Raw genomic sequence first — 26,300 nt, 5'->3', positions numbered from 1 at the left:
CGGGTGCGGTTCCGGAGCATGTCGCGCACGCACCCGCGGGCCGTTGGCTGGGTCCATGACCGATACGAGCAGCACGACCGGCACCAGCAGCACGACCGGCGCAGCCGCGGCCGCCGACCCGCGACCTGTCCTCCTCCTCGGCGGTACGGGCACTACCGGGCGGCGGGTGGCCGAAAGGCTTCGGCGCGGCGGACGGGAGGTGCGAGTGGCCTCGCGGGCGGCCCACCCCTCGTTCCAGTGGGGCGACCCGGACACCTGGGGAGCGGTCCTCGACGGCGCGGGCGCGGCCTACGTCGCCTACGCCCCAGACCTCGCCGTCCCCGGCGCCCCCGAGGTCGTCACCGCCTTCGCCCGGACCGCCGTGGAGCGCGGGGTGCAGCGACTGGTGCTGCTCTCGGGGCGCGGTGAGGAGGAGGCGCAGCGTGCCGAGGCGCGTGTTCGCGAGGTCGCCCCGGCCACGGTGGTGGTGCGGGCCAGCTTCTTCATGCAGGACTTCGACGAGAAGTTCCTCCGCGACCACGTCCGCGCCGGCGTGGTGCGCCTGCCCGTCGGGCCGGTGGCCGAGCCATTCGTCGACGCCGAGGACGTCGCCGACGTCGCCGCCGCGGCCCTCCTGGACCACCGTCACACCGGGGCGACGTATGAGGTGAGCGGCCCGCACCTGCTGACCTTCCCCGCGGCGCTGACGTCGATCTCCTCTGCCCTGGACCGGCGCGTGGACTACGAGCAGGTCTCCGTTGAGAGCTACCGGGAGTCCTTGAGCGAGCAGGGTGTGCCCGCCGACGTGGTGGCGCTGCTGACCTAGCTGTTCACCGAGGTCCTCGACGGGCGGGGGGAGTGTTTGAGTACCGGTGTCCAGGAAGCGCTGGGCCGCGCACCGCGCTCCTTCGACGACTACGCCCGCCGAGTCGCCGCCAGCGGGGCGTGGGGCTGATGAGGACCCTGACGCTGGCCAGTGGAATCGGGTGCGCGGTGGTCGGTGGCGTGTTCTTCGCCTTCTCCACCTTCGCCGTACCCGCGCTGGCGCGCCTGCCCGAGGCGGAGGCAGGACGAGCGATGCGCTCCATCAACGTCCTCGCGCTCCGGCCGCCGTTCATGGTGGTTCTGTTCGGCACTGCCGCCGCGTGCCTGGTGCTGGGGGTGCTGGCCGTTCGTAACTCCGACCTCCTGGTCGTGGGCGGTTGTGCGAGCTACCTCCTCGGCGTCGTGGCGGTCACCGTCGTCGTCAACGTTCCGCTGAACGACCGCCTCGCCTACGGGCAGGTGGTGTTCGGCGCCTACGCCGGCGCGTGGTTGCGCTGGAACCACGTACGTACCACCGCTGGACTCCTCGCCGCGGTCTTGCTCATCACCCGTCACGATGTCCCGTCACAAGGGTGAAAACTCGACCAGGAGGGGGAGGAAGAAGCGCTTCCACCGGCGCGGATCGGTCCCGGCAGGGGCAACCTTCTGCCGGGAACGAGGTCGAGATCCAGCCTGGACGTAGTGGGGGCCACCAGGGTCGCCCTCGCGGTCGTACCGCGCTGCAGACGCGGTCACGGCGGGCTGCGACTTCACGGTCATCCCGCTGGCCAGGACGTCGAGGACCTCACGATCGTCTCGGAAGACAGACGATTGCGGTTCGCACCTGACACCTGGTCATCACCACCATGCGCTGGCCCACGACCCTCATGCGTCCGGAGTGGTCCTCTGCATAGGGTCGAGACCGTGGACGCGAGCAACCCCCTCCGTACCCGCGGACTGCTGTCCGGCTTCGCGAACTCCGCCGACCTGCCGCTACCTCGCTACGAACGGGTACCCATCCGACGCATCCTCCGCGCCGACACCCCGCAGCACCTGAGCCAGGACGAGCTCACCGCCGCGACCTCCTTCGGCTTCAGCACGGTCCTGGACCTGCGCTCCGAGCACGAACTGTCGACGCACCCGCACCCGCTGGCGACATCGACGGGCTACCGGTCACTCCCCCTGATCGACCCGGTCGCCGAGGCCCAGGAGGACTTCAGCCGGTTCCACACCCTCGGGGACATCTACAGCAGCAGCCTGCAGCGCAACGCCGCTCACATCGCGCCCATCTTTGCCGCCCTGGCCGATGCCGCGCCGGGCCCCGTCCTGCTCTCCTGCCGCGCCGGTCGAGATCGCACCGGCATGGTGATCGCCCTCTTGCTCGATCTCGTCGGTGTGGACCGCGACGTCATCATCGACGACTACTCGCTGCTCCCAGAGGACTCCGACCGCACCTCGGGCGGGTCCGAGCACCACCGCACAGGTGGCGACGACATCCGGCAGATGCTCGAGCACGTCAGCGCCGTCTACGGCTCAACCGACGCCTACCTGCGCTGGCTGCACCTCGATGACCACTCCATCAAGGCACTCCAGCGGCGCCTCCGACCTTGATCTGAGCGGCGCACGACTTCACGGTCATGCCGCGTTGTGCGCGCTGCTGCCAGCGGCCAACGACAGCGCGGTCCTGGCGATGACCGCGCGACCACTACGGACCCTCCAGCAAGATCGCAAATGGCTGCGCCCAGCAGGTCCGGCGTGCGAACCTGCCTACCGCTCGCCCACCGCAGCCCGCACCGAGGAGACCCGATGACGACTCGTCGTGCACCACGGCCCCTGCTCCTCACCGGGACCGTGGTCGTTGGTCTCGCCATCGCCGTGCTGGCCACCCGCTCAGCCGGAGCCGACGAACCAACAGTGCTGCTGCCTCCGATGCCCCCGGGCGCCACGCTGACCGCGACGATGCTGAACGCCGACGCCACGAACGCTGACACCGCCGACTCGCTGCAGGACGTGCGCACCTCCCTGACGGCAACCCTGCCCACCAGCGGCCACGCTTTCGTGGTCATCGACTGCGCCGGGCCGGCCAGCAGCACCATCGCGGTGCAGCACCGCGACCAGCGACCATGGTCTCCCGCCGCCATCGTCGACGGCGCCAACCACGCGGACGGCTCCTGCCAGCCGACGAGCAAGCGCCAGGCCTACGCCCTCAACGGCGCGCCCTCGGAGGTTGTCACCCTCGACATCACCGGTGGCCCCGTAGCGGCCTACCGCGTCGTCATCTCCGACGCCCGTCCCTGACTGCTCAGCCGACTCGGCTTAACGCAGTCAAGACCTCACGGTCATCCCGCGATCCGTGCTTCTCTCCCCGCCGGCCAGGCCGCTGAGGCAGCACGGAGTTGAGGCACCAGCGTCGAGTCAGGCCAGGCCAGGTCGGGTCAGGTGGCTTCTGCTGCTGCGGCTGACGTGCACCTCACCCAGAGACGAGCTGGGCGCAGGGACGAGCTGACGCCGCGAACGCTTGAGTGCTCCGAGCACAGCGCAGCCGAAGACGCGCGAAAGCCTGCACAGACTTCTAGGAGACGTAACACTGCGTGCATGGTGCTGCAGCCGGCCCTGCGACCGCACCCTGCTCCCCGCGGGGGATGGAGGCACCAGCCCCGCAGGGCATGGACGCAGCGGCTCCGCGCGTGGCTGCCCGCTGCGGTGCTCGTCCTCGTCGCCTTGATCGACCTGCTGACTGGCCCCACCGTCGTCCTGCTGGCCTTCGTGATCATCGCGCCCCTGCTGGCCGCCAGCTCCCTACCGGCCCGCACCACCGCCGCCTACGGCCTGATTGCCCTCGCCGAAGGCGCCGCCCTGGGCGCGGCGCAAGGCCAGTACGCCGATGCGCTCGACACCCAGCTCGTGCGCCTGTCCATCATCGTCACCTGCACCGTCCTCTCCACCTTCACCGCCCACTCACGTACAGGGCGCGAGGAGCACCTGCTGCGCGTCACCCGCATCGCCGCGATCGCCCAAAGCGCGATCCTGCCGCCCATCCCCAAGCGCCTGGGCCCCCTCAACGTCGCCGCCTCCTACGACTCCGCCGACACCGAAGCCGACATCGGCGGCGACGCCTACGCCGCCTTCACCACCCCCCACGGCATCCGCCTTCTCCTCGCCGACGTCCGCGGGCACGGCCTCGACGCTGTTCACCTCGCCGCCACCGTCCTGGGCTCCTTCCGCGAACGCGCCCACGAACGACACGACCTCACCGACCTGGCCCACGACCTCGACCGGGCCGTCGCGCGGGCAGGGGCGGAGGAGGACTTCGTCACCGCCCTCCTCGCCGAAGTCGACGCAGGCCAGCTGCGCATCCTCAACGCCGGACACCCGCCAGCCCTACTGATCCGAGCCGGCGCCGCGATCAGCCTGGACCCTGCTCGACCCGCACCCCCGCTGGGCCTGACCACCGAGAGCGACCCCACCAACGGCGACCCCACCGACAGTGACACCACCCAGATTGCCTTGGAACCCGGGGACCGCATCGTGCTCTACACCGACGGCGTCACCGAAGCCCGCCGACCCCGCGACGGCGCCTTCTTCCCCCTGACCCGACTCGCCGCCCCCAGCCTGGGCACCGGAACCCTGCCCGAGGGCCTGGCCAAGCTGCGCAACGCCATCACCGACTGGGTTCAAGGCCCCGCCACCGACGACGTCACCATCCTCGCCATTGAATACGCCCCCGCAGCAAGCACCGTGCCCAACCAAGGCACCGAGACCCACACCGACACGCGACACCGACAACAGCGCCGCTGATCCTCCTGCGCGTTCATCAGTGAGCCTCCCCCAGTGAGCCTCCCCCAGTGAGCCTCCCCCAGTGAGCCTCCCCCAGTGAGCCTCCCCCAGTGAGCCTCCCCCAGTAGCCGCCTGCTCCGGCGTTGCACTTCAGCGCCCAGGCCACTGGTTAAACCGCATGAGATAACCCTGAACGGAAGAAGTGACTGCGCGTCAGCGCAAACAAGCACCCCCACCGCTTCGGGGGGATGCTCGCCCGGGCTGGATCGACCGGGTCGCGCGGCCTCATTTCGGCATACAGAACCTCACGGTCATCCCGCGACCCAGGCGCGGTCCCGGTCATCGATGATCTTGCAGTCTCGCCGATGTCCGGATGCAAGCCGAGCACGACGATCACCTCCGTATCTCCGGAGAGCGAGCGTGCCTCGACATCGGCGCAGCGGCTCCTGCACGATCATCGGGTCCGCACACCGCCGCCTCTCAAAGGATCGTCGTGACCATCGCCACCCAGCCCCACGAGGTCCCCGCAGGTGTCCTGCTGCTGCTGCAGCGCGCCACCGGTACCGGCCTGCTCAGCAGCGTCGAGGCGATGGCCACCGCTCTCACCGAAACCGGCTGGGTACGTGGCACGACGAGCGGATCCTGGTCCCACGCCACGGACACCTCTTGGACGGTGGAATCCGGCGACCACGCTCCGAACCTGTCGATCTTCACCCACGGCGACGACGAGCACGCCCACCAGCGACTACTGCACCTCGCCAGCGCACTGCGCGCCCTGATTGACTCCGGGCAGGCGGGCGCGGTGCAGCCCGGCGAGGCGGACCCGGACTGGAGCACCTGGTCCGGCACAGACGCGGTCCTCTCCCTGAACGTGACACCACAGCGTCAGCTGGACGAGCTGGGCAAGTACCGGTTGCCCGCGTTGCTGCAGCTGGCCATCGAGCGAGGCGACACCCCCTCCGAGAGACTCCCCCTGGACCTGCAGCGGGCCCACCGCCTGGCTCGGGAGGGCTCGCCCATCGCGCGCTGGTACCTGGCCGGTGATGACCGCCTACCCGATGACGTCGTGGCCCTGCTCGCCGCGGATGAGGACTCAGCCGTCGTGGCCGCCCTGGAGGCCAACGAGGGACAACGGCGCGTCGCACGAGGCGAGCTGTAGGCCACGAGCCCCTCGCCGCCGCCCCGACGGGCAACGCGGCGGGCGCGACCACGACCACGACCACGACCGTGTCGAACGCGCTCACAGGACGCATCGCAGATGGTCCGCCGCGTGCTTGAGGTTCATCGATCACCTGACGCGCAGCGATCACTGTCCCTAGGCTTGCAGCAGGACGTCGAGGAGGTCGCAGCATGGGCATGGACGACCACAGCCACGAGGTCGGAGTGCGCATCGCGGGCACCGTGCAGCCCGCCGCCAGTGTCACCGACACTAATAACGACACCGATAACGACACCGGTACCGACGGCTCGCCGCTCTTCCCCCGGTGCGCCTGCGGCTGGACCGGGTCTGACGTCGTCCGCGGACCGTGGACCCCGGAGCTGGACGAAGCCTGCTACGAGGTGTGGGCCCGTGAGCACTGGGAACGCCTCGTCGGCCCGGACCCCGCCACCGTCCTGGAGGAACGGGCCACCGAGCACGGCCGGCGGTGGTTCATCGGCGAGCAGACCGTCCAGGCCGGCCAGGCGCTGGACCTGCGGTTGCCCGCCGGGCGCTGGCTGCACGGGCACCTGGTCCTGGTCGAGATCCGCGACGAACGCCCGTGGACGGCACCGCACCTGGGCATCGCCCTGGGCGGGGTGTGGGAGACCACCGACTGCACCGACTACAGCCTGAGCGCGGTGGTGGGCATCCCACCACCGGCCGCGGTGCGGGTGTGCCCGGACCCCGGCGGTTTCCCCACCTCACTGGTCGTCCACGACTGAACCCTCGTAGGCACCTCGGCGGATGCTGGCCGGGGTCCTCACCCGGTGCTGACCTCGCGGTCGTGGCGCGATACGGGCGGCCGCTGACGGCCAGACACGTCCGCTCGTGCCGATGACCATGAGTTCGTTGAGCCCTGAACCGCAGCGACGCAGGCGTCTGGATGCAGCCGATGCGGAAAGATCACCGCATGTCCTCTTCCACGTCCACGCCCCACCTCACCGCTCGTGCTCTCGGTGGGGCGTCGCTCGTCGTGCTGTGCGCCGCGCTGTTGTTCTTCGGGCCGTCCCTGAAGGCCAGCCTCAGAGATGCCGGCCACGAGGACCTCGCCTTCCTGAGCTGGCCGGTGTCTCGGATCGCCTTCGGGGCGGGCCTGGCCGGAGGGACGTGGCTGATGGCGACGGCCTGGATCGCGTGGCGGACACGGGGTGGCACCGAGGCTGCGTGAGCCTCCTGCACGTGAGACCACCGCTTAGCGAACGCGCGGTCATCCCGCGTTGTGCGCGGTCGCCGATGGCTGGCGACGTCGCGGACATGGCGATCTCCAGACGTCTCGAAGACCGCGGTGAGTGGTGCAGGAGCAGGCCGAGAAGAACAGCGACACACTCGGCTCCGTGCCGGACATGGAGGGAGCATGAGCCCACCACCGACCCGGGAAGACCGCTTCCGGGCGCTCTACGCCGAGCTTCGTCCTCAGCTGCTGCGCTTCGTGCATCGGCGCCACGCCGCCACGGGCACCGCAGCAGCTGAAGACGTCGTCGCCGACGCCTTCCTGGTGATGTGGCGCCGCTTGGAGCAGGCACCGACAGGTCTGGAGGACGTCCGAGCGTGGGCCTACGGCATCACCCGCAACGTGCTGCTCAACCAGGCCCGCGGGCAACGGCGTCACCTGGCCCTCAGCGTTCGTCTGGCCGAGCACCACGACCGGGACGAGAAGTTCCGCAGCGAGGCCAGCAGCGAAGCCGACGGGGTCGTGAACCGCGTCGACCTGACCCGCGCCTGGCAACGGCTGTCGGCGGTCCACCAGGAAGCTCTCAGCCTCGTCGTCTTCGACGGTCTGGACTCCTCCCGCGCCGCGAGCGTGCTGGGCATCTCCGCGGTGGCCTTCCGCCTACGGCTGAGCCGAGCCCGGCGCGCTCTGCGCCTGCACCTGGACCACCCCCCGCTCACCAGTCGGCGACCGTCCGCCGACCCCGCCTTCAGGAGCATCCCGTGACCCGCACCGACGCCAAGACCCATGACATCGAGACGGCCCTGCGCACGCTGGACGCCGCTCCGCCCATCGACCACCTCGACGACGACTCCAGGGGCGCAGCCCGCGCCCGCGCCGACCTGGACCGCATCCTGACCAGCGACCTGCCCGGTTCCCTCGCCGTCCCCGATCGGCGCACCGGGCAGCGCACGGGCCCGCGCACGGGCCGGCGCATCGTCCTAGCGGCAGGCCTGGTAGCTGCAGCCACCGCCGGTGTCTTCGTCCTGCCCTCCCCCTTCGGCGGGGACCGTGCCTACGCCAGCTGGACCGCGGCCCCGGCTGGCCTCAGCGCCGCCGACAGCGCCGCCGCGGCGAGCAGTTGCCGTGAGCAGCAGAGCAGCGACGGCTTCGCCGACCGCTACCCCCAACTGGCCGGCGCCGCGGTCGCAGTCGCCGAGCGCCGAGGGGAATGGTCCACCGTGATGCTGACCGGAGAAGACGGCTTCTCGGCGCTGTGCATCACCGACGACTCGCGCGCACTTTTCGCCGGCGACGTGTTCGGCTCCATCGGTGTCCCTGACGTGCCGGTTCCCGGGCCTCGGGAGCTGAGCGCGACCGATCTGGGCACCGGCAGCCTCGACGCCGGAGAGCTGTCGGTGGCTGCTGGCTTCGCCGGAGATGACGTCACGGGGGTGGTCTACCGCAGCGCCTCGAACGGGGACGTGACCGCCACTGTCAACGCGGGACGGTTCGCCTTGTGGTTCCCCGGCGATGAACTCCTCGACGCCGTCCACGGCGTGGACGTCGACGTCACCTACCGAGACGGCTCCCAGGCGGTGCAGACGTTGTCGCTCGCCTGAGCGCGTCCCATCAACATGCAGGCCTCACCGCCCCCGACCTCAGCCCAACCTCACGGTCATCCCGCGATACGGGCGTGACTACAATTGGCTGCGACTTCGCGCTCGTGGCGATGTCCACACCGAGTGAGACCACCGAAGGTGATGCGCGAGTCCCCGTGGCGGCGGCATCCTGAGCAGGTGAGCGATCACCACCTGAACCTGGCCGACAATGCCAAGGCCTCGTTGTTGGCTGCCGGCATCGGCGGTGGCCTGCTGGTAATCGCCGTACCGGTCTTCTTCTCGGCCGTGATGTGGCCGGTCTTCGACCCTGGCGCCGTCCCCGTTGCCGTGCTGGTGTTGATGGCCGCGGCAGCCGCGTGCACCCCGACGGCGGTGACCGCCGCCATCGCCGCCCGGCAACGCGCCGCCGTACGCGTCAGCGTGCTGCTGGTCGCTGTTCCACAAACCGTGCTGTGCGTACCAATGGTGCTGCTCAGCGTGCTGGGGCGCCGCTGAGCCGGCCGCGGAACCGACCGCTGAGCCGGCACCGACCTCCGCCACTGGTAAGCCGCACCACCAGGACCGAACACCCCGGCCATGGCAAGCACCCAGCCCGTCACCACAGGGCACCGACGTCAGCCGCAGCGCCGCGCACTCGAAAGCGTCTCCAGCGCCGCAGCAGCAGCGCCGCACTCACCGCCGCCGCCGCCGCCGCCACCACCCACACCGTCCACCGCGCCCACACCGCCTGCGGGTACACGATCACCCCGTCCAGGCCCGGTGGTAGGACCGCCATCTGCACCGCCGCCCCGAGAGGCACGACGAGCCCGGCCACCAGCCCCCACCGGTCCCGGCGTCGAGACCACGCCCCGCTCAGTCCCAGCGGCGCGCACAGCAGCAGACACGCCGCCAGCCACAGGACCATCTCTGCGGTGTAGTAGGAGAACGGCTCGTCGCGCACCAGGCTGTCGCTGACGTAGTAGGCCACCACCGCCGCGGACACGCTCACCCACCCTGCGACCGCGCCCATCAGCCGCGTCGTGGCCCACCAGCCGGCCAACACCGGCAGCGCAGCCCACGCCCACCCCGCGTTCAGCAGGTAGCTGGAGAAGCGCGCCACCTGCTGACCTGCCGTGATGGTGGCGGGGTCAGCGACGAAGGAGCCGTGGTTGACCAGTGAGTCCAGCACCCCGAAGGCAGCGCCGGCGAGCAGGCAGCTGAGCAGTCGGGGGACCTTTCGCACGAGACCACCGTAGGGATCACCGACCAGGTCCGCGGCGAAAACGACGTCACGGTCATCCCGCGGTGCGCGAGCCCTTGACCGATCCGATCCAGCCGGGCCAGCGCCGGATCCAGCCGGGCCAGCGCCGCCTAGCCTCACGAGCGATGCGCCGGGACGATCATCACCGTGACGCGTGCGGGGCCGAGTGCCGGGCGCAGTGCTGGAACTTGCACCTTCCGCAGCGTCACGTGGTCGGGTGGACCACGTCCCGCCCCCCAGAGGAAGGCCCCGCTCGTGCACTCGTCTTTCACCCCGCCGCGTCGGGTCAAGATCGGTGACGCGGCGTCGTTCGCGGGCACCACACCGCGCGCGATCCGGCACTACCACCAGATCGGCCTGCTGCCCGAGCCCGAACGGGGCAGCGACGGCCGCCGCCGCTACGGCTACGACGAGGTGATCCGGCTGCTGTGGATCCGCAGGATGGCCGAGGCCGGGATCGCCCTAGACGACATCCGTGACGCCTTCGCCGACACCGGCGGTGCTCCCGCCGGTGCCGGTGCCGGCAGCGACCAGGACGTCGCCGGCGTCCTGGAGCGGCTGGAGAGCACCATCGCTGCCCGGGAGGCGGAGCTGCAGCGGCAGCGCAGCGCCGTGCAACGCATGCGCACCCGGGGCAGCAGGACGGGGCTGCTCTCCGACTTCGTCGCTAGCCGACTGGAGGATGTGCCCGAGGGCTCCTTGCGCCAGGGCGACCTGGACACCCTGCTGGTTACCGAGCGGATCTTTGGCCCGCTGGGTGCGGCCGTTCAAGCCGGCCGTTTCATCGCCCTGGCCACCCACCCGCACCTGCGGGAGGAGTCCGACCGCGTCGATGGCGCCGAGGAGGCGCTCGACGACACGGTCGACGTCGAGGACCCTCGCGTGGTTCAGGTGGCCGCCGAACGGCACGCCTTCGAGCTGGTGCTGCTCGCCGTCATCGAGGACTCCGGCCTGGCGCGCAGCGACGAAGCGCTCTTCGACTCCTGGGACGCCTTGCACCCTGCTGCCGCTGACGACGGTGAGGACGGTGAGGACGAGGACGACCTGAGCACCGGCCGGGGACGAGGTGCCATGAACGTGCTCGAAGCCGTGGCGAAGATGCCTTACGACTTCTCCCCGGCCCGCCTGCGGTGCATGGAACTAGCCGCGGAGATCGCCGCCCGGGAGTGACCTGCGTCGAACCAGGCACGGTGTCTCCTGCTCGCTGCGCTGAACGCACTGCTCCAGCGGCCAGCCCCGCTCTGCAGGCGACCGCTATCGGCTTCACGGTCATCCCGCCGTCCGCGTGCCGATGCACTCAGCGCTGAGAGCGGCGCCGGGCGCGCCGGCAGGCGTACGCAGCGAACAGGGCCGCCACGAAGGTGAAGGCCGTCGCCGAGACGTAGGCCAAGGCCTTTTCTCCGCTCAGAGCCACGACCCACTGCGGCGACGAGATCGCCAGGAACATCACCGCCAGGGCGATCCACGTCTGAAGCTTCTCCGCCCAGACCACCGTCTGCTGCTGAGTGCGTCGCTGCGTCATGCATCGACCCTCTCCACCGTGGCACCCGGTTCCATCCCCCGTTCGTCGTGGTGCCGATTGCCTGACGGACCACCCCGGACACTCATCCGACCGCGATCCCGACGTCACGGTCATCCCGCTGGCCAGAACGTCACCAACCCCGCAGTCCACGAAGCAGCGAACCCGGGCGCAGCTCAGCCACGGATCGAGCGCCACCCAGCACGAGCCAGAGAAGACGCCACCAGACCCAGCACCCCGACCACCAGGACCAGCACGGCGATCTGCTGAACGACGACCTGTGCACCCTCCACCGGGCAGCCGGCCGAGCTGTCGTCGACTCCTGGGCAGGACGCCCACGGCTGCAGGAAGAGCAACACCGCGCTGACCAGACCAAGAGCGGCGAGGACCGCGCTGGCGATCATGGACCTGCGCGCCCACGCAGGTCCTCTCGTCGACCTCCCGCTCACCGCACCTCCGCTTCCCCATGCCAGCCCCGTGCGGACCGCGCACCAGGGTGACGGCACCAGCGACTCGCGGCGAGGAGACGCCTCGACAGGCACTGGATCACCACCGCACCACCGCACCACCGCACCACCGCACCACCGCACCACCGCACGGTCATCCTGCGGATGGTGCGTGGTCGGGTAAACCTCAGCCAGCTCCTCGACTCAGCTCCTTGACCACGGCCAGCGCACGGTCCCACGCCCCCACCATCTCGTCGTAGTAGGCCTCCTCCATCGGAGCGGAGATCGCCAGGAGCGTCCCGCCGCCCGCCTCGGCCAGGCGGTACATCTCGTGCGTCCCCGACCACAAGCGCGCCTGCTCGCTCTCGGTGTCGTCGCGACCACCACCCACGACGCCGGTGTACTCGATGTCCAGGAGCTCCGGGCGCCGGCTGACGAGGACCCGGCCGACCAACCCAGTCCCGTCGGGGCCGAGGAACCGGACGCTGCTGCCCTGCTGCCAGTCGGTCTCGGCGTAGGAGCCCTCCGCGAACTCCGCGCTCCACCGCCGGTACGTGGCCTCGCCGGTCAGGACCTCCCACACCCGCTCGCGTGGGGCGTCGACGTCGATCTCCTTCTCGATGGGACGGGTCGCCATGGTGTCCTCCTCGTCGATGGTGCGTGTCGACGATGGGACTGTCACCGCCGCCCGAACTCATCGATGAGACATCGACCGCTCGCTGTCCGTCTGCAACGCAGGTCGGGCCAGGGGTAGCTGGCGAGCATCACCTGTTGCTGGGCTACGCCGCTCAGCTCCATGAGCGCCCAGGCTGGGTCCTGATCACCGATCGTCGACAGAACGAAGGTAACCCCGCCGACTTACCGGATCTGCCGACGAGCGGGTGATCGACGGTCGTCAGCCGGCGCGTTAGCTAGTCGCCCCCGCTGCGGTGGTCGACAGCATCACCGGGGCGTGCAGCCTCACTGCCGGTCTTCCTTCCTCACCATGACGATTGCCCCAACAGCCACCCCCGGCAGCAGGCCCATCAGCGACGTGCCCACCACTGAGTCCACCCACTCGTAGGTGCTGCCGGAGCTCCACATGAAGACAAGGGTGAGAAGAGCGCCTGCTCCCATCCCGCCGACAGCACCCAGAGCCAGGTAGCGCATCGCGCCTCCATCTCATGCCGACGTCCACGAGGGCCGCGCCCCTCCTGCAGGGTGACGGCCTGGCCCACCCCAGCTCAAGACCAGGACCTCACGGTGATCCCGCAATCCGGGCGCTGCATTCCTACCGCCAGCCGGATGACACCGCACACCTGCAGGCGCCGGCCTGGCAGACGCAGTCCAAGCTGCAGGGATGTCGTGGCGCTGGCAGCAAGCACCGTGGTGGGTCCTGGGCATCGTGCAGGGCCTCCTCTTCACCCTGATCTTCGCGGCCGGCTCAGCCATCACCGGCCATGAGACCTTCACCTCGACGCTGCCCTTTGCGCTGATCGCCGGCGTCGTCTTCGGCGCCTTGATGGGGCCTGCCTCAGCCCGGATGCGTCAGCGTCTACTCGCCGGTCTCCCGGCGCAGGCCAGCCCTGAGCAGCAACGAGCCGGTGCCCGCGCGGCCCGACGCGGTCCCGTCCCGACCGACCCCGTCATCCAGCAAGTGGCGGTCCACCTCGTGCAACGACGACAGCAAGAAGCGCGCCGCGGGCGGGTGCGTCAACTCCTGACCTTCGGGGTCTTCACCGTCGTCTACCTCGGATTGGCGCTGGTGTGGTCGCGGTGGTGGCTGCTGGCGGCGGCCTTCTTCTCCTTCTTCATCGTCCTCGCCTGGGTGGAGCCGGCGCGTCTTCAGCACCGGTTGGAGCAATTGACCGGGCAGGAGCGCCCCTAGGGGGCCTCGGCGACGCTCATCCGTTCAGCAGGTCGCGGTGTCAGGCGCGAGGACGACGCCGGTCTCGAGGTCGAGTGCGTAAACGGAAAGCCCAAGGGCTGACCTGACGACCTCACGATCATCCCGCTGACGTAGCGCGCTCGGACTCAGGCGGTGGCTCCGGCGTCGTCATCGTGATCATCACTGCCGTCGCCGTCGCCGCCCCCTACGCGTACCCCGGCGCCTTCACCGCCGTCCTCCGTGCCATGTTCTTGCTGCCGTCCTCGACCCATCTCGCCTACCGCCAGCCCTTCGTCGTCTCGTGCTGTCCGCCTCAAGGGGCCCCATGGTGCTCGCGGAGACAAGGCGATGCTGGACCTCACGCTCATCCCGCTATCCGCGCGACGGTTCAACGGCGCTGTTCCTCCCGCAACGGCCGCACCGCCGGCGGGACCGCATCGCCCACCACGGTTCAACGGCGCTGTTCCTCCCGCAACGGCCGCACCGCCGGCGGGACCGCATCACCCACGACCTGCGGGAACTCACAAGTAAAGCTGCCCGAATAGCCCGCCAGCGGCCCGAACCGCTCGTTGGAGACCGCCACCTCGATCGTGTACCTCCCCCGACCCTCGTCGTAACCCTCGATCAGCTCCGCCGTCCCGGAGAACAGCATCGGGAACCGGAACCCCACGCGGCCCTCGTAGAAGCGCTGCGCGCTGGAGACGATGCGCAACCGCCCATCCGCCAGCACCGACGGACGCAGGTCCACCGCCAGGTGCTGATGGGTTCCGAGGTAGTCCAGGACCCGACCCGGCCCGTCGGCGACCAGCGTCGCGTCGAAGCGGCGCCGCCGGCCCGGGGCGATCTCGAAGGTCCGGACCACCGTGACCGTCTCACGACCGAAGGAGTCGACGTAGGCGTAATTCTCCACGCTGAAAGGGACATCACTCCCGGCGTCGGGAACCAGGATGTTGCGCCACGCTCCCAGGTGCAGGAACGGCAGCGTCCACGCCGGGCCGTGCCAGAGGCGGTCCATGACCCCGCGCCCCACGCAGGAGTACCCCGCGGCGGTGGAGACCCCGAAGCGCCGCTGCAGCATCGGGTGCAGGCGGGCGGCGTCGGCGCCTAGGGCGGCGAGGACCACGCTGCCGGTGAAGTCCGGCTCGCGCGCGCTCACGCGTCTCGACCCGGCGCGGCTGACCCCATCGGGAGGGGAACGGTGTCCAGGCTGGTCGGTGCGGTGGCGGACCGGCGGTCGGGGGCGCGACGCAGGCAGCGGCGCGCCGAAGGGGTGCCGCTGCCTACCGGCCAGAGCAGCGCCGCAGCGGCCACGGCCACCGCGGCACCCACCAGGCTCCGTCGCTGTCCGTGCCGCCGTCCGTGCCGCCGGGTGCGCCGCCCACCGGCCGCGGCGAGAGCCCCCAGACTCAGGCCCAGGCCCACTGACCGGACGGCCGCATCGCGCAGGGCGCGGTTGCGGGCGAGGGCCGGGTCCAAGCCGGTCTCCGCCCACAGACGCAGGCGGTCAAAGCTCCACGCGGTGGCCCACCCCACCAGCGGGCGCACCAGGAACGGGTCCAGCACCCGGCCCAGCCCACCCCAGCCGGGGACGTAGTCGTAGCCGGTGAGGAACCGGACCCCGTGCTCGGTGGGGACGTAGCGCCAGTACCCCGCCCCCTCACCCAGTGGGGACAAGACGCCGTGGGGGCGGAACCGCAAGGCCGACGTCCCGCGGCCCGCGGCATCGCGCCGCTGCCCCACCGACACCCCCGTGCCCGTGACCGTCAGCAGCGCCGCGCGGGGGTGGGGCAGGACGAGGGCGTAGGTGAAGTGCTGGTGCCCGTCGGCGTCGCGGACGGTGGGCTGGATGGAGGAGAAGCGCAGGTCCCAGCGCGGGTGCAGGTCCGGGGCCTGGGTCAGGTGCCACAACCGGTCCGCCTCGCAGCGCACCAGCGTCTCGACGTACAGCGGGCGCGCCACGTCCCCGACGGTAGCGGAGCGCCGTCGTCGAGGACGGTCAACACCGCGAACCTCCCAGCACCCATCCCGGGCGCGTCGAGACATCACGGTCATCCCGTGCTCAGTGCACGTTCGCGGCCGGCCTGGAGCGCCCGCGCGCGACGAGACACGCGCTCATCGAAAGCGCACTCAAGGTAGCCACCCGGTCAGGAGCTGTAGCTCACCAGCTCGCCGTCTTCCGTGAACACGTATCGCCTGCCGCACCGCGGGCAGTCCACCAGCGGGCGCTCTCCGGGTCCGAGGAGCCCGTCGACGTTCTTGACTCGCTCTTGGTCGTAGGAGCACACCACGAAGTCCATGGACGAGGGCTATGGACCTCGAAGCGCTGTGTCTCGCGTCTGCGGACGCAGCCCCTGGTTGTCGTGGCAGCTTGCGGTCATCCCACGAAGAGCATGCGTCTGACGAGAGGCACGCGGTTATCGAGCATCATGACCGCTGCTCGCCGCTGGTGACGGGATGCCTCACGTGCGGCAGTCTGGCCCCGTGACCAGCGGCATCTCCTTCTCCTTCGTGGAGGGACTCGGAGCCCTCGCCCACGGCCCGTGCGTCCTCAGCCAGGGGCCAGGGATCGGCCTCGGCCTGCGCTGCGCCTTCGCCTACCTCGACGGCCTGCTGCTCTCCATCGAGATCAAGGCCATCGGCCAGGTCGCTCAAGACGCCTACGAGTCTGACTTCCACCCCAGCGGTCGCAGCGGCCGGCAGCGTGCTCCTCGGCTTCCCCGCAGCGACCCCCACTTCAGCGTCCCGGCCTCGGCCGCCGGCCTCACCCCGGACGGGCAGCTGTGGCATCGACTGGAACACCACTACAGCAGTGGCGGACCCGTCGCCCGCGGTGCCTCGGGTGAGGACCCGGGCTCGCCGGCATACCTGCGAGACCTGGACCTGTGGTGGCCGAAGCTACCGGAGGACGCGCGCCTTCCTCTTGAGGCCGGCTGGCCGGAGCTGGGTGCTCCGATGACCACGACGGTCCTGGCCCTGGAGAACCTGGACGACCTCTACGAGCGGGTGGTGAGGCTGGCATGACGGATGCATCCGCCCCGTCCTGGGAGCCGTGGCAGCGGCCATGGAGGCCGTGGGAGATCGAAGACTCCGATCAGACCTGGCGCAGTCTGGGAGCCATCGCTCACGGGCCGGTGGTCCTGGCCAAGGTCCCCGGCATCGCCATCGGCCTGCGCTGCCTGTTCGCCTACCCCGACCGCCTGGCTGGTGGCCCGCGCCGACGTCGCCTTCATCCCGCAGGTCCTCCCACCCCGCAGCGATGCCGAGGCGGCCGTACAGGGAGCTTTGTGGGAGCACTGGCCAGGCCCGGCCAACGACCCCCTCGTGCACGCCTTCGTCGATCACATGCCGCAGCGACTGTCCCTGGGTGAGCGCAACGACGTCTGGGACGACGGTCGCGTCCGGCGCCTGTCGTGCGCCGTGCGGATCTTCGGGATGCCCACCGACGGCAAGCTGGGCTTCGAGGTGTCCTGGGGGCCTGCGCTGGCCCCCACCCACACGACGCTGGATCTGCCCAACCTGGACCAGATCGCCGCCAGCGCGATTCCGCTCGTCAAGGACGATCCAGCCTCCTGACCTCGCCCACAGCGAGGCAATGCCCTCACTGCGACCTGGGGACAGCACTTCTTGATGCGCCGCCTTGCACAGCACGCGGTCCGCCAACCTTCGATCGACACCGCCGATGGTGACTGCGTGCGAAGTGAGGACCACGCCAAGTCCTCTGCGACCTCGAACGGCGCAACACCGGCACCCCTTGGCAGCCCTCAGGAGGCGGCCTAACCCCCACCCGTCCAGGGTAGCCACAGTGGTTGAGCGTCCAACCGGCGCTCGACCCAGGCCAGTGCAGGTCCCACCAGACCACCGCCGCGTCCGCTCCGAAGGGGAGTCATGACCGAGATCACCGCCCACCACGGCCTGTTCAAGGACACCGACCTGCACGTCGACGACACCGGCGGCCCCGGACGCCCCGTCGTCCTCATCCACGGCTGGCCCCTGTCGGGTGCCTCCTGGTCCGAGCAGGTCCCCGCCCTCACCGCCGCGGGCTACCGGGTCATCACCTACGACCGCCGCGGCTTCGGGCGCAGCGACAAGACCCGCATCGGCTACGACTACGACACCCTCACCGAGGACCTGCACGCCCTGCTCGAGGCCCTCGACCTCACCGACGTCACCCTCGTCGGCTTCTCCATGGGCGGAGGGGAGGTCGCGCGCTACTTCACCAAGTACAGCGACGAGCGCCTGCGCAGCGTCGTCTTCGCCGCCGCGGTCCCGCCCTACATGGCGAAGGGGAAGGACAACCCCGACGGCCCGCTGACCAAGGAGCAGGCGGCGCAGATGGAGGCCGCCCTCACCGCTGACGAGGACTCCTTCTACGACGGCTTCGTCACCGACTTCTTCTCCGTCGACGGGGTCCTGAAGGTCACCGAGGCCCAGCGCCAGGAGGCCCTCGCTCTGACGAAGCAGGCCGACAAGAAGGCCGCGCTGAAGGCGATGGCGTCCTTCGGGACCACCGACTTCCGCGACGACCTCCCCAAGGTCGACGTGCCTGTGCTGGTCGTCCACGGCGACGGCGACGGGACCGTGCCCTTTGCAGGCTCCGGTGCGCGCACCCACGCCGCGATCCCCGGCAGCCGCCTGCACGTCATCGCCGGCGGGCCGCACGGCATCAACGTCAGCCATGCCGAGGAGTTCAACCGCGTCCTGCTGGACTTCCTCGCCTCCTGAGAACCACCTGCCGACGTTCCGCAACTGAGCGCCGACGACGGACACAGCTTGATGAGCGGGGTGTCACCCGGTTCCCGGGTGACACCCCGGTGTCGCGACTACCCCACCGGAGGACCTGGTGCAGCCCGCAGCCGGTGCGGCGCTCTTCTAGACGTTCTGCAGGTGCGCTCCCTGCTGGGGCAGGGTCACCACTGCCGGGCGGCTGACCTCGGGCTCGGGCCAGCCGATGCTGGGGCCGTGCCCGCGGAAGTTCTGCAGCCAGAACCCCCAGTCCTTCGGAACCAGGTCGAAGGGTTCGGTAGTGCCCAGTTCCCGGGCCGCCCACACCGGCCAGTGCGGGTTCGCCAGCGCCGGACGGCCCAGCAGGACCAGGTCGACGTCCCCGGAACGGATGGCCGCGTCGGCGTTGGCGGGGATGCCGAGGTTCCAGCTCGTGGTGACGGGGATGTCCACCCGATCCTTCAGTCGCGCAGCGCGCGCCACCCACGCGCTGGGGTCGTTCCAGATCGGGTTCACCATATCGTCGGTGTTGCCGCCCTGGCTGATGTCGGCCAGGTCCAGGCCATGCTCCTTCATCCAGCCGATCGCCGTGATCGACTCCTCAAAGGTGATCCCCTCGGGGTGGAAGTCATCCGACCCCAGCCGCATCGTCAGCGGCAGCCGCTCCGGCCACACCTCCCGGACCGCGTCCAGCGCCTCGAGGAGGAACCGGGCGCGGTTCTCCAGACTGCCGCCGTACTCGTCGGTGCGCTGGTTGGCCAGGGGGGAGAAGAACTCCGAGGCGAGGTAGCCGTGGGCGAAGTGCATCTCCAGCCACTCGTAACCGGCGTCCAGTGCGCGTCGGGCGGCGTCGGCGTACTGCCGGTGCAGGGTTTTGATCTCCGCCACGCTCAGCGCGTGCACCGGGTAGGGACGCTTGCCGCAGCCGTAGGGGATGTTCGAGGGGCCGCTGACCTGCCAGCCGTCAGGGTGCTCGGGGGGCAGTTGCAGGCCGCCCTCCCAGGGCGGGACCTCGCTGCCGTTGCGGCCGGTGTGACCGAGCTGGATCCCGGCCACCGCCCCCATGTCCTTGATCATGGCGGTGACGCGGGCGTGACCCTCGACCTGCGCGTCGTCGTAGATGCCGGCGCAGTGCACGGTGGTGCGGCCTTCGGGGGCGATGGCGACCTGCTCGGGGAAGACCAGCCCGAACCCGCCGGCGGCGCGGGCGCCCAGGTACATGAGGTGGAAGTCGTTCATTGCCCCGTCTACGGAGCGGTACATCGTCATGGGTGACATGCCGATGCGGTTGCGCAGAGTCACGTCCTTGATGGTCAAGGGGGTGAAGAGACCGGCCACGACGCCTCCAGGGAATGGGACCCGCCGGGTCCACGATGGTGAGGTCAACGCTCACCGCGCCCGGTCACGTCGGCGTTGCTGACGCCGACCGGTCGCGTGAACCCTTCCTCACAACCCCTCAGCGATCTTGTGAGATCGCCGACACCTTCCCGTTTCACGTCATGATGCGGACCGTGAGGCAGACACGGGCCTCTCACACCCACGACGCCGCCCGAGCGCCTTACCGAGGACACGCTCACGCCGATGAGCGAGCGGCCGAGCGGAGCCGCTACGAGGTGTGTCCGCGATCCCACTGCCCTGCCCCCAGGTCAGACACCGGCTGACATGCTCATCCGGTGGAGGAGCCCTACCGCCCCGTCGCCCTGCGGGTCATGGCTGAGTGGGGCGAGCAGGACCCCGCCTGGGACAGCGACCCTGATCATGTCGGCCCGGCCGAGCTGACCAGCCTCGGCGTCAGCGCTGAGCTCGTCGAGCAGTTGCGGGCGCGGAACGAGCGGTTCAACGCCCTCGGGTGGAGTGACTACCGCTGGTCCGACGAGGAGCAGGAGCGGGCCTGGCAGGACGAGGGGCTGCGCTTGGCCTACCGGCTGCAGAACGAGCTGACCGACGTCGAGATCAGCTACCACCACGATGGTGATGACCGGCCCCTGCGGCAGCGTCGCGGTCCCTGAGACGGCTGCTCGACCTACCGGCCATCCCGCAATCCGGGCGCGACCGACAGCAACCGGTGACGTCACGCTCATAGCGACGTCACCCTCATGGTGACGAGCCAGTCCCCCTTGCGGGTGTCGAGCCGATTCAGCTGCGGCCGGCGCGTTCGACGATCTCGGTGGCGATGTCGCGCAGCTTGCGGTTGGTGTGCTGGGACTGCTTCGCCAGGTGCGCGAACGCCTCCTCCGGGCTGCAGCGCAGACTCGCCACCAGCACCCCCTTGGCCTGCTCGATCACCGCGCGGGACTGCATCGCGACCTGCAGGTTGCCGTTGAGCGCCATCGAGGAGGCGTAGAGGGAGTGGTTCGCCAACGCGACCGCGGCGTAGGCGGCGAAGGCCTGCAACGTCTTCTCCGCGTCCTCGTCCAGGACGCCCTCGTCGAAGCGGTAGACGTTGATCCCACCCAGGATCCGCTGGGGCATCGGCATGCCCACGGAGAGGCTGCTGCGCACGCCCTGACGCGCAGCGACCGCGGCGAAGTCGGGGTAGACCTCCTCCGCGCCGGTGTCGTCCACGCGGATGACCTGCCCGCTCTGGGCGGCGTCGATGCAGGGGCCGAAGCCGCCCTCGTACTGGCGTTCGTCCAGCGCGGCGGCGAGCTTGCCGGTGAAGGCCGCGGAGCGGGCGCGGTCGCCTTCCAGCAGCGTCACCGACACCTCCTCCGCCCCGGGCACGCACTCCTGGGCGAGTTGGGCCACCCGGGCCAGGACCTGGCTGAGGGGGGTCTCGCCCACGACGAGCGTGCTCAGCTCGGCGAACGCGTCCTGGGGGTCCATCAGCTCCCCCGCCGGCGGTGGGGTCGCCACAGCCGGTTCGACCGGTTCGGTCGGGGACGCGGGGGTCGGGGACGCGGGATCTGGGGACACGGGGGCTCCTCCACACGGGGCGCGGAGCTCGACGCCCCGCAACGGTTCCCGCCGCTGCAGAAGCGGTGACGGAACCTGCGAGAGCTGTGGGTCCAACCCAGGCCGTGGCGCCCTCCGCCTGGGCGGTGGAGGCGACGCCACGGTGGCGCAGTGACTACAGGGTAGTGCCCCGCCAGCACCGAGGCCCAGCGTCGGCTACGGGCCAAGTCAGTGGCGGTCGAGTCAGTGGCGGCCGAGTCAGCAGCAGCTAGCCGCGCACGCGAAGTCCTGACCCCTCCGGCTGTTCGATCGAGGTCAGGCCTCCCGCCGCGCCGTCGGCTCGACGCATTGCCACCCGCAGACCTGGCGGGGCGGGCACGGCCGGCTCCCGAGGCGAGAGACCCCCACGCAGACTTCTCCCCACCGAGTCATCAGGTGGTGCTGCCACCGCGCCGGGTCCAGGGCACGAAGGACTCCAGTAGAGCACGAGCACACAGCGGAGCGCGCGGTCATCCCGCGATCTGGGTGGACGTCGGCTCCGACGCATCGCGGTCACGCCGATGTCGGCCCTGGACACCGTCCTCAGGGCCAGCAACGAGCTGCTGCATCAGCAGACGCCGAAGTCTGAGATCAAGCACGTCGTGCGTCTCGGCGACGGCCGGGGTATATCAGAGGCACGGCCAGGGGCGGGACTCCGCAGGAGTACTGAGAGCCCGCGAGGAAAGCAGCAGGGTGCAGTTTGGAGACTTCGAGCACAGCGGACCAATCGGCGGATGGGTCAGCTACGACCGGGTCAGTGAGGTCCACACCATCACGCACCAGGCGCTACACCCCCATCCTCAGCCCTGGTCTGAAGCCCGGGACTGAGGCCGCGGCCTCCACCACCCATCGCAGACACCCGGCACCTGTCGTGCAGCATGCTTCCTCATCATTCGCTGCTGACACCCTCGTCGGTCGGTGAAGGCAGACGCCGCCCGAGGAGGTGACGTTCTGCTGTGACCCGCCAACCACTCCGACACTCGCCTCTCAACGAGTAGTTGACAACGTTCTGTTGAGGAGTTGAACTGGTCACGTGCCCTCCTCTGACCACGACGCCGCCGCCCTCCTGGACCGGGCACGCACGGCTCTCGAGGCGGCCGGCGGCGGCGACCTGCCACCGCGACCGTGGCAGCACCGCGGCCGGCCCCTCTCCGACACCGAACTGGTGCGCCTGGCCGCCTGGGTCGCCCGCGATGCGGACAGTACCGATCCGCACCTGCTGCGATCCGGTCTGCACCTGCTGGACGCGGCCCGCGCAGAACTGGACCAGGTCGAGGCGGCGTTGCTCTTCGCCGCGCGCGCCGCGGGGATGACGTGGCCGCAGGTCGCCGTCGCGCTCGGCCTGGGCTCGGCGCAGGCAGCGCAGCAACGGTTGAACCGCATCCTGACCCGCCTCGATGGTCCTGGCGACGGGGACCGCGATGAAGACACCGACGGCAGGGCCAGCAACAGCGCCGGCGCCGGCAATAGCGATGGCGAAGCCCGTCGCAGCAGCAAGAGCCGCCACCTCGAGACGGGCGGGTGAGTCGTGCTCATCCCACTAACCGAGGCGGACCCCCGCTGCGGCGTCAAGGCGGCGACCCTGGCGCGACTGCGGCACGCCGGTCTGCCCGTTCCGCCCGGCGTCGTCGTCCTGAACGCCCTCGACGGAGACCACTGGCAGCACGAACTGGAACCGGTGTTGCGCGCCCTGGGCGGCGGGCCGTTCGCGGTGCGCTCCTCCGCTGCGGGCGAAGACGGCCAGCGCGTCAGCTTCGCCGGTCAGTTGCACACTCACCTGGGAGCACGGACGCCCGCGGAGGTGGTGCGGGAGGTGCGCCACTCGGCCGCTTCCGGCGCTGCCGCCACCACCTACACCACTCGCCTCGGCCGCTCACCGGACCAGGTGGCACCAATCAGCGGATCCCCGGTGCTCATCCAAGTGCTGGTCCCCGCCGAGGTGGCCGGGGTGATGTTCACCCACCACCCCGTCACCGGCGCCGAGCAGGTCGTCGTCGAAGCCACCCGTGGGCTCGGCGACGCACTCGTCAGCGGCCGCAGCACCCCGCAGCGCTGGCTCGTGAACCCCGGCACGCAACCCGGTGCGCACGCCGGCGCGCACGCCGGTGCAGACACCGGCGCCCTGCTCACCCCCGCCCAGTTGAACGACCTCGCGGACACCGCCCACCGCGTCGAGGAACTGCTGGGCGCTGCGCAGGACGTGGAGTGGGCCATCGCCGCAGGAACGACGTGGATCCTGCAGGCCCGGCCCATCACCACCCGCTCCACCGCGGGATCCAGTACCGGCTCCACCCGGGGGGCCACCGCCGGCTCCCCCCTGGGGCCCACCACCGGCTCCTCCCTAGGGCCCACCGCCACAGCCCCCGCAGGACCCGAGGGCACACGGTGCGGCACAGACGGCGTTGAGACCGGCGCTGAGACCAGTGCCGGTGCCGTCCTGCTGAGGGGCACCCCCGCCAGCCCAGGCACCACCACCGGCCCGGCCCGAGTCATCCGTGACCTGGACGACTTCGCCCGCTTCAGCCCCGGCGACGTGCTCGTCTGCCGCGCCACCTCCCCGGCCTGGACACCCCTGCTGGCCCGGGCCGCCGCCGTGGTCACCGAGATCGGCGGGATCCTCGCCCACGCAGCGATCGTCGCCCGCGAGTTCGCCATCCCCGCCGTCACCGACGCAGCCGGCGCGACCGACGTGCTCACCGACGGCCGCCTGGTGCGCGTGGACGGGACCCACGGCACCATCACCACCTCCACCAGCACGAGCACCAGCACCAGCACCAGCACCAGCAGTCGCCCCCGTCCTCGCGCCTGCGACAGCCCGAAGGAGAACCGGTGAGTGGCACCTCCACCCCCGAACTGCTCGTGCTGCACGCCGTGCGGACCCTCGGCTACGCCGACACCGCCCGCATCACGACCCTCCTCACATCCCGCGCCCTCGAACCCCGCGCCCTCGAACCCCGCTCACTGCGCGACGAGCCGGATGTCGTGGACGCCCAGGTCCGCGAACACCTGCTCGACGCTCAAGCCCATGGCTGGGTGACGTGCACCCGCTACGCCGGCGATGAGGGCTGGTCACTGACCGAGGCGGGCAAGCTGCACGGTGAGCACCTGCTGGCCGCCGAACTGCAGGCCAGCGGCACCCGTCCCCTCGTCGAGGCGGTCCACACCGACTTCCTGGCCTGGAACGCCGTCGTCGCCGAGACCTGCACCACGTGGCAGCTCAGCGAGATGGGCATCGGTGACCACACCGCCGACCTGCCCGCAACCCTGCACACCCTCCAGACCGCCGCGAACGCCCTGGTCGGCCTGGAGGGGAGGTTGCGCGCTGGCCTGACCCGCTTCACCGGGTACCACTCCCGCTTCAGCGCAGCGGTGGACGCCGCTCCCGCTGACCCGGCGTGGATCAGCGGCATCGATCGCGACTCCTGCCACCGGGTGTGGTTCGAGCTGCACGAGGACCTCATCGCCACCCTCGGCTTGAGGCGCTGATGACTTCACGACACCCACACTGCAGGGTGCCAGGACCAACACCGGTGATAGCGGCCCTCGAGACGTCTGCGGCTCTCCCTCTGGGCGCGGTCGAAGACGCACTGAGCAGCCAAGAAACGATGAGCTACGCGAGTACCAATGGTCCATCCCTCAACGACACCCCAATCAACACCCGACCAGCACCGACCAGCACCGACCAGCACCGACCAGCACCGACCAGCACCGACCAGCACCGGCCAGCACCGGCCAGCACCGGCCAGCACCGGCCAGCACCGGCCAGCACCGGCCAGCACCGACGAGCACCAGGAGGAGAGCCTCATGCCTGAGACCACCAAGGGACCCGCGTCGTACTTCCCCGCCATCGAAGCGAAGTACGGACACCCGATCACGCACTGGCAGCAACTGCTGCGTGAGCACCGCGCCCAGCACCCCGACGTGAAGCACATGCAGCAGGTGGCTTGGCTCAAGAGCGAGCACGGCATGGGTCACGGGCACGCCAACGCCCTGGTGGCAGCCACCCGCACTGAGGACGAAGGCGCCTGACCGGCCAGACCCAATCGGGCCAGACCGCCAGCAGGCTACGTCGCCGGCTGCGCCGGGCGCTGGCCCCGGGGCTCACCGCGCCCCACCCTGCTCGGTGACGCCCGCCGCGTCAGCGGCTGCGACAGCTCTCAGCTGCGGACGGAACGGGAACGCCGGGTCAGCGACGCCACCGTCTTGGACCGCGGACGTACCGGCCACCTCCTCGCAGGCGTGCAAATCCTGCACGCCGGCCGCACCAACACCACCGCCCTGGCCGCAGCCTTTAGCGATCGACGCTGGGACGCGGTGGTGGACACCTGGGCCGGAGCACCGCGTGTCGCCACCGGCACCGCCAAGCTCCTGAGGGGGAGTGTGCACCGGTATGCCTACGTCTCAGCGGTTCCGTCTACCGCTGGGGTCAGACCGCCGGACTGCTCACCGCGTGCGTGGCGGCGACCGGTGCGGACGCGGAGCTGGTGTGGATCCCCAAGGCGGACCTGGCCGCCGCGGGAGCCGGACCATGGACGCACCTGTCGTGCTAGATCCCCCCGCACGGGAAGTTCGCCGGGTTCCTCGAAGTCGACACCACTAGGGCCGCACGGGCGGGGCTGGTGTGCCGGCCGGTGGAGGAGACCATGGCCGACACCTGGCCGCGGATGCAGCGCGCGGAGCTCCCGCCGCAACGCCCGCACCGCAAGGTGCACGGCCTGCCGCGCGAGATGGAGAAGGACCTGCTGAGCCACCGCACCGGTTGGGCGGCGGGCAGGAGGTCTTCCGCCTACACCGATCCTCAGGGGGCGCCAGGACACGTCATCGCGGACAGCCGGCCACGTGCGCTCCTGATGAGTGAGGGGTTGTCGAGGTGGTTCGTAGCATCCGGAGTCATGACCTGACACCACGGCTCGACACCACGGCTCGACACCACGTCGGTGCGCGACCCTCCAGACCCGTCCGCGGGTACCGCTGGGCCATGTAGGGGTACGCGAGCCGCCGCGGGGGTGAAAGAGGCCCCAGGACCACCCGGTGCGCGT

At 70.5% G+C, this 26,300-nt stretch carries 31 protein-coding genes; 21 read left to right on the top strand and 10 right to left on the bottom strand.

Translation table 11 applies throughout. From position 1 onward, the window contains the following. Positions 1-205: 205 nt before the first annotated feature. From KRAD_RS21935 to KRAD_RS21885, 11 genes are all read left to right on the top strand, one after another. The gene (locus tag KRAD_RS21935) at positions 206-805 is read left to right on the top strand and encodes an NmrA family NAD(P)-binding protein (RefSeq protein ID WP_203417650.1); all 600 of its coding nucleotides are present in this window, start codon (positions 206-208) and stop codon (positions 803-805) included. A 128-nt stretch (positions 806-933) separates the two neighbouring features. Continuing rightward, positions 934-1,380 (top strand): anthrone oxygenase family protein, encoded by a 447-nt coding sequence (locus KRAD_RS21930; protein ID WP_012087898.1) that lies wholly within the window; start codon positions 934-936, stop codon positions 1,378-1,380. A 327-nt stretch (positions 1,381-1,707) separates the two neighbouring features. Then, positions 1,708-2,394 carry a tyrosine-protein phosphatase gene (locus KRAD_RS24730; RefSeq protein ID WP_012087897.1) on the top strand — a complete coding sequence of 229 codons (687 nt, stop codon included), beginning with the start codon at positions 1,708-1,710 and terminating at the stop codon, positions 2,392-2,394. Positions 2,395-2,589: 195 nt separating this feature from the next. Continuing rightward, positions 2,590-3,081, top strand: a complete 492-nt coding sequence (locus tag KRAD_RS21920) for a hypothetical protein (protein WP_012087896.1) — start codon at positions 2,590-2,592, stop codon at positions 3,079-3,081. 297 nt (positions 3,082-3,378) lie between these two features. After that, positions 3,379-4,581 carry a PP2C family protein-serine/threonine phosphatase gene (locus KRAD_RS21915; protein ID WP_012087895.1) on the top strand — a complete coding sequence of 401 codons (1,203 nt, stop codon included), beginning with the start codon at positions 3,379-3,381 and terminating at the stop codon, positions 4,579-4,581. Positions 4,582-5,053: 472 nt separating this feature from the next. Continuing rightward, complete coding sequence (locus KRAD_RS21910; protein WP_041292353.1) at positions 5,054-5,719, top strand: hypothetical protein; 666 nt, start codon at positions 5,054-5,056, stop codon at positions 5,717-5,719. 191 nt (positions 5,720-5,910) lie between these two features. After that, positions 5,911-6,483, top strand: a complete 573-nt coding sequence (locus tag KRAD_RS21905; protein ID WP_012087893.1) for a hypothetical protein — start codon at positions 5,911-5,913, stop codon at positions 6,481-6,483. Between the two features lie 188 nt (positions 6,484-6,671). Beyond that, the gene (locus KRAD_RS21900; RefSeq protein ID WP_157873705.1) at positions 6,672-6,929 is read left to right on the top strand and encodes a hypothetical protein; all 258 of its coding nucleotides are present in this window, start codon (positions 6,672-6,674) and stop codon (positions 6,927-6,929) included. A gap of 186 nt (positions 6,930-7,115) precedes the next feature. Continuing rightward, complete coding sequence (locus tag KRAD_RS21895) at positions 7,116-7,697, top strand: RNA polymerase sigma factor (protein WP_041292351.1); 582 nt, start codon at positions 7,116-7,118, stop codon at positions 7,695-7,697. Beyond that, positions 7,694-8,533, top strand: coding sequence for a hypothetical protein (locus KRAD_RS21890; protein WP_012087890.1), 840 nt, complete (start codon positions 7,694-7,696; stop codon positions 8,531-8,533). Before KRAD_RS21895 ends, KRAD_RS21890 begins: the two co-directional genes overlap by 4 nt. 177 nt (positions 8,534-8,710) lie before the next feature. Next, positions 8,711-9,028, top strand: coding sequence for a hypothetical protein (locus KRAD_RS21885; protein WP_157873704.1), 318 nt, complete (start codon positions 8,711-8,713; stop codon positions 9,026-9,028). 100 nt (positions 9,029-9,128) lie between these two features. Here the strand turns inward: KRAD_RS21885 and KRAD_RS21880 are convergent, their stop codons facing one another. Continuing rightward, entirely contained in the window at positions 9,129-9,755 is a 627-nt protein-coding gene (locus KRAD_RS21880) for a DUF6518 family protein (protein WP_049821353.1), read from the bottom strand. A gap of 273 nt (positions 9,756-10,028) precedes the next feature. Between KRAD_RS21880 and KRAD_RS21875 the strand changes: the two genes are divergently transcribed. Further along, positions 10,029-10,943 (top strand): MerR family transcriptional regulator, encoded by a 915-nt coding sequence (locus KRAD_RS21875; RefSeq protein WP_012087887.1) that lies wholly within the window; start codon positions 10,029-10,031, stop codon positions 10,941-10,943. A 127-nt stretch (positions 10,944-11,070) separates the two neighbouring features. Here KRAD_RS21875 and KRAD_RS21870 read toward each other — a convergent pair whose 3' ends face one another. From KRAD_RS21870 to KRAD_RS21855, 4 genes are all read right to left on the bottom strand, one after another. Further along, positions 11,071-11,295, bottom strand: a complete 225-nt coding sequence (locus KRAD_RS21870; RefSeq protein ID WP_041292350.1) for a hypothetical protein — start codon at positions 11,293-11,295, stop codon at positions 11,071-11,073. 173 nt (positions 11,296-11,468) lie between these two features. Then, complete coding sequence (locus tag KRAD_RS21865; protein ID WP_041292349.1) at positions 11,469-11,696, bottom strand: hypothetical protein; 228 nt, start codon at positions 11,694-11,696, stop codon at positions 11,469-11,471. 229 nt (positions 11,697-11,925) lie between these two features. Then, positions 11,926-12,375 carry an SRPBCC family protein gene (locus KRAD_RS21860; RefSeq protein ID WP_012087884.1) on the bottom strand — a complete coding sequence of 150 codons (450 nt, stop codon included), beginning with the start codon at positions 12,373-12,375 and terminating at the stop codon, positions 11,926-11,928. A gap of 323 nt (positions 12,376-12,698) precedes the next feature. Then, positions 12,699-12,887, bottom strand: a complete 189-nt coding sequence (locus KRAD_RS21855; protein ID WP_041292348.1) for a hypothetical protein — start codon at positions 12,885-12,887, stop codon at positions 12,699-12,701. A gap of 190 nt (positions 12,888-13,077) precedes the next feature. On the opposite strand from KRAD_RS21855, the gene KRAD_RS21850 reads away from it, so the two are divergent. Next, positions 13,078-13,605, top strand: a complete 528-nt coding sequence (locus KRAD_RS21850; protein WP_012087882.1) for a hypothetical protein — start codon at positions 13,078-13,080, stop codon at positions 13,603-13,605. A gap of 451 nt (positions 13,606-14,056) precedes the next feature. On the opposite strand, the gene KRAD_RS21845 is transcribed toward KRAD_RS21850, so the two are convergent. The 3 genes from KRAD_RS21845 to KRAD_RS26230 form a co-directional block, all read right to left on the bottom strand. Beyond that, complete coding sequence (locus tag KRAD_RS21845) at positions 14,057-14,761, bottom strand: DUF4166 domain-containing protein (protein ID WP_012087881.1); 705 nt, start codon at positions 14,759-14,761, stop codon at positions 14,057-14,059. Further along, positions 14,758-15,564 (bottom strand): hypothetical protein, encoded by an 807-nt coding sequence (locus KRAD_RS21840; protein ID WP_049821351.1) that lies wholly within the window; start codon positions 15,562-15,564, stop codon positions 14,758-14,760. The genes KRAD_RS21845 and KRAD_RS21840 overlap by 4 nt, the downstream gene beginning before the upstream one ends. A gap of 185 nt (positions 15,565-15,749) precedes the next feature. After that, a complete protein-coding gene (locus KRAD_RS26230) occupies positions 15,750-15,902 on the bottom strand; it encodes a hypothetical protein (protein WP_157873703.1) in 153 nt (50 codons plus the stop codon). Positions 15,903-16,086: 184 nt separating this feature from the next. Between KRAD_RS26230 and KRAD_RS21835 the strand changes: the two genes are divergently transcribed. The 3 genes from KRAD_RS21835 (at position 16,087) to KRAD_RS21825 (ending at position 18,327) form a co-directional block, all read left to right on the top strand. Next, positions 16,087-16,626 (top strand): hypothetical protein, encoded by a 540-nt coding sequence (locus KRAD_RS21835; protein WP_041292346.1) that lies wholly within the window; start codon positions 16,087-16,089, stop codon positions 16,624-16,626. 183 nt (positions 16,627-16,809) lie between these two features. Further along, entirely contained in the window at positions 16,810-17,178 is a 369-nt protein-coding gene (locus tag KRAD_RS21830; protein ID WP_157873702.1) for a hypothetical protein, read from the top strand. A 312-nt stretch (positions 17,179-17,490) separates the two neighbouring features. Next, the gene (locus KRAD_RS21825) at positions 17,491-18,327 is read left to right on the top strand and encodes an alpha/beta fold hydrolase (RefSeq protein ID WP_012087877.1); all 837 of its coding nucleotides are present in this window, start codon (positions 17,491-17,493) and stop codon (positions 18,325-18,327) included. A 147-nt stretch (positions 18,328-18,474) separates the two neighbouring features. On the opposite strand, the gene KRAD_RS21820 is transcribed toward KRAD_RS21825, so the two are convergent. Next, positions 18,475-19,665: an NADH:flavin oxidoreductase/NADH oxidase gene (locus tag KRAD_RS21820; RefSeq protein WP_012087876.1), complete on the bottom strand. Its 1,191-nt coding sequence runs from the start codon at positions 19,663-19,665 to the stop codon at positions 18,475-18,477. A gap of 335 nt (positions 19,666-20,000) precedes the next feature. On the opposite strand from KRAD_RS21820, the gene KRAD_RS21815 reads away from it, so the two are divergent. Next, positions 20,001-20,336 (top strand): hypothetical protein, encoded by a 336-nt coding sequence (locus tag KRAD_RS21815; RefSeq protein WP_012087874.1) that lies wholly within the window; start codon positions 20,001-20,003, stop codon positions 20,334-20,336. A 127-nt stretch (positions 20,337-20,463) separates the two neighbouring features. On the opposite strand, the gene KRAD_RS21810 is transcribed toward KRAD_RS21815, so the two are convergent. Next, a complete protein-coding gene (locus KRAD_RS21810; protein ID WP_238985788.1) occupies positions 20,464-21,183 on the bottom strand; it encodes an ANTAR domain-containing protein in 720 nt (239 codons plus the stop codon). A gap of 1,111 nt (positions 21,184-22,294) precedes the next feature. On the opposite strand from KRAD_RS21810, the gene KRAD_RS21805 reads away from it, so the two are divergent. The 4 genes from KRAD_RS21805 to KRAD_RS21790 all read left to right on the top strand — a co-directional run bounded on the left by KRAD_RS21805 (position 22,295) and on the right by KRAD_RS21790 (position 25,290). Continuing rightward, on the top strand, positions 22,295-22,786 hold the full coding sequence (locus KRAD_RS21805) for a hypothetical protein (protein WP_012087871.1): 492 nt from the start codon (positions 22,295-22,297) through the stop codon (positions 22,784-22,786). Positions 22,787-22,789: 3 nt separating this feature from the next. Next, the gene (locus tag KRAD_RS27730) at positions 22,790-24,094 is read left to right on the top strand and encodes a PEP/pyruvate-binding domain-containing protein (protein WP_012087870.1); all 1,305 of its coding nucleotides are present in this window, start codon (positions 22,790-22,792) and stop codon (positions 24,092-24,094) included. Beyond that, entirely contained in the window at positions 24,091-24,747 is a 657-nt protein-coding gene (locus KRAD_RS21795; RefSeq protein WP_012087869.1) for a hypothetical protein, read from the top strand. Before KRAD_RS27730 ends, KRAD_RS21795 begins: the two co-directional genes overlap by 4 nt. A gap of 318 nt (positions 24,748-25,065) precedes the next feature. After that, positions 25,066-25,290 (top strand): DUF4287 domain-containing protein, encoded by a 225-nt coding sequence (locus KRAD_RS21790; RefSeq protein WP_041292344.1) that lies wholly within the window; start codon positions 25,066-25,068, stop codon positions 25,288-25,290. The last annotated feature ends 1,010 nt before the right edge of the window (positions 25,291-26,300 follow it).

The organism is Kineococcus radiotolerans SRS30216 = ATCC BAA-149 (assembly GCF_000017305.1).
Taxonomy (GTDB): Bacteria; Actinomycetota; Actinomycetes; order Actinomycetales; family Kineococcaceae; genus Kineococcus; species Kineococcus radiotolerans.
Note: the sequence above shows the minus strand (reverse complement) of the source record. Positions and strands in the feature narration are given on the sequence as shown.

Coding starts and splice junctions, on each gene's coding strand:
- KRAD_RS21930 (WP_012087898.1), top strand. CDS start 934: ATGAGGACCCTGACGCTGGCCAGTGGAATCGGGTGCGCGGTGGTCGGT.
- KRAD_RS21920 (WP_012087896.1), top strand. CDS start 2,590: ATGACGACTCGTCGTGCACCACGGCCCCTGCTCCTCACCGGGACCGTG.
- KRAD_RS21915 (WP_012087895.1), top strand. CDS start 3,379: ATGGTGCTGCAGCCGGCCCTGCGACCGCACCCTGCTCCCCGCGGGGGA.
- KRAD_RS21905 (WP_012087893.1), top strand. CDS start 5,911: ATGGGCATGGACGACCACAGCCACGAGGTCGGAGTGCGCATCGCGGGC.
- KRAD_RS21900 (WP_157873705.1), top strand. CDS start 6,672: ATGTCCTCTTCCACGTCCACGCCCCACCTCACCGCTCGTGCTCTCGGT.
- KRAD_RS21895 (WP_041292351.1), top strand. CDS start 7,116: ATGAGCCCACCACCGACCCGGGAAGACCGCTTCCGGGCGCTCTACGCC.
- KRAD_RS21870 (WP_041292350.1), bottom strand. CDS start 11,295: ATGACGCAGCGACGCACTCAGCAGCAGACGGTGGTCTGGGCGGAGAAG.
- KRAD_RS21865 (WP_041292349.1), bottom strand. CDS start 11,696: ATGATCGCCAGCGCGGTCCTCGCCGCTCTTGGTCTGGTCAGCGCGGTG.
- KRAD_RS21860 (WP_012087884.1), bottom strand. CDS start 12,375: ATGGCGACCCGTCCCATCGAGAAGGAGATCGACGTCGACGCCCCACGC.
- KRAD_RS21855 (WP_041292348.1), bottom strand. CDS start 12,887: ATGCGCTACCTGGCTCTGGGTGCTGTCGGCGGGATGGGAGCAGGCGCT.
- KRAD_RS21850 (WP_012087882.1), top strand. CDS start 13,078: ATGTCGTGGCGCTGGCAGCAAGCACCGTGGTGGGTCCTGGGCATCGTG.
- KRAD_RS26230 (WP_157873703.1), bottom strand. CDS start 15,902: ATGGACTTCGTGGTGTGCTCCTACGACCAAGAGCGAGTCAAGAACGTC.
- KRAD_RS21825 (WP_012087877.1), top strand. CDS start 17,491: ATGACCGAGATCACCGCCCACCACGGCCTGTTCAAGGACACCGACCTG.
- KRAD_RS21790 (WP_041292344.1), top strand. CDS start 25,066: ATGCCTGAGACCACCAAGGGACCCGCGTCGTACTTCCCCGCCATCGAA.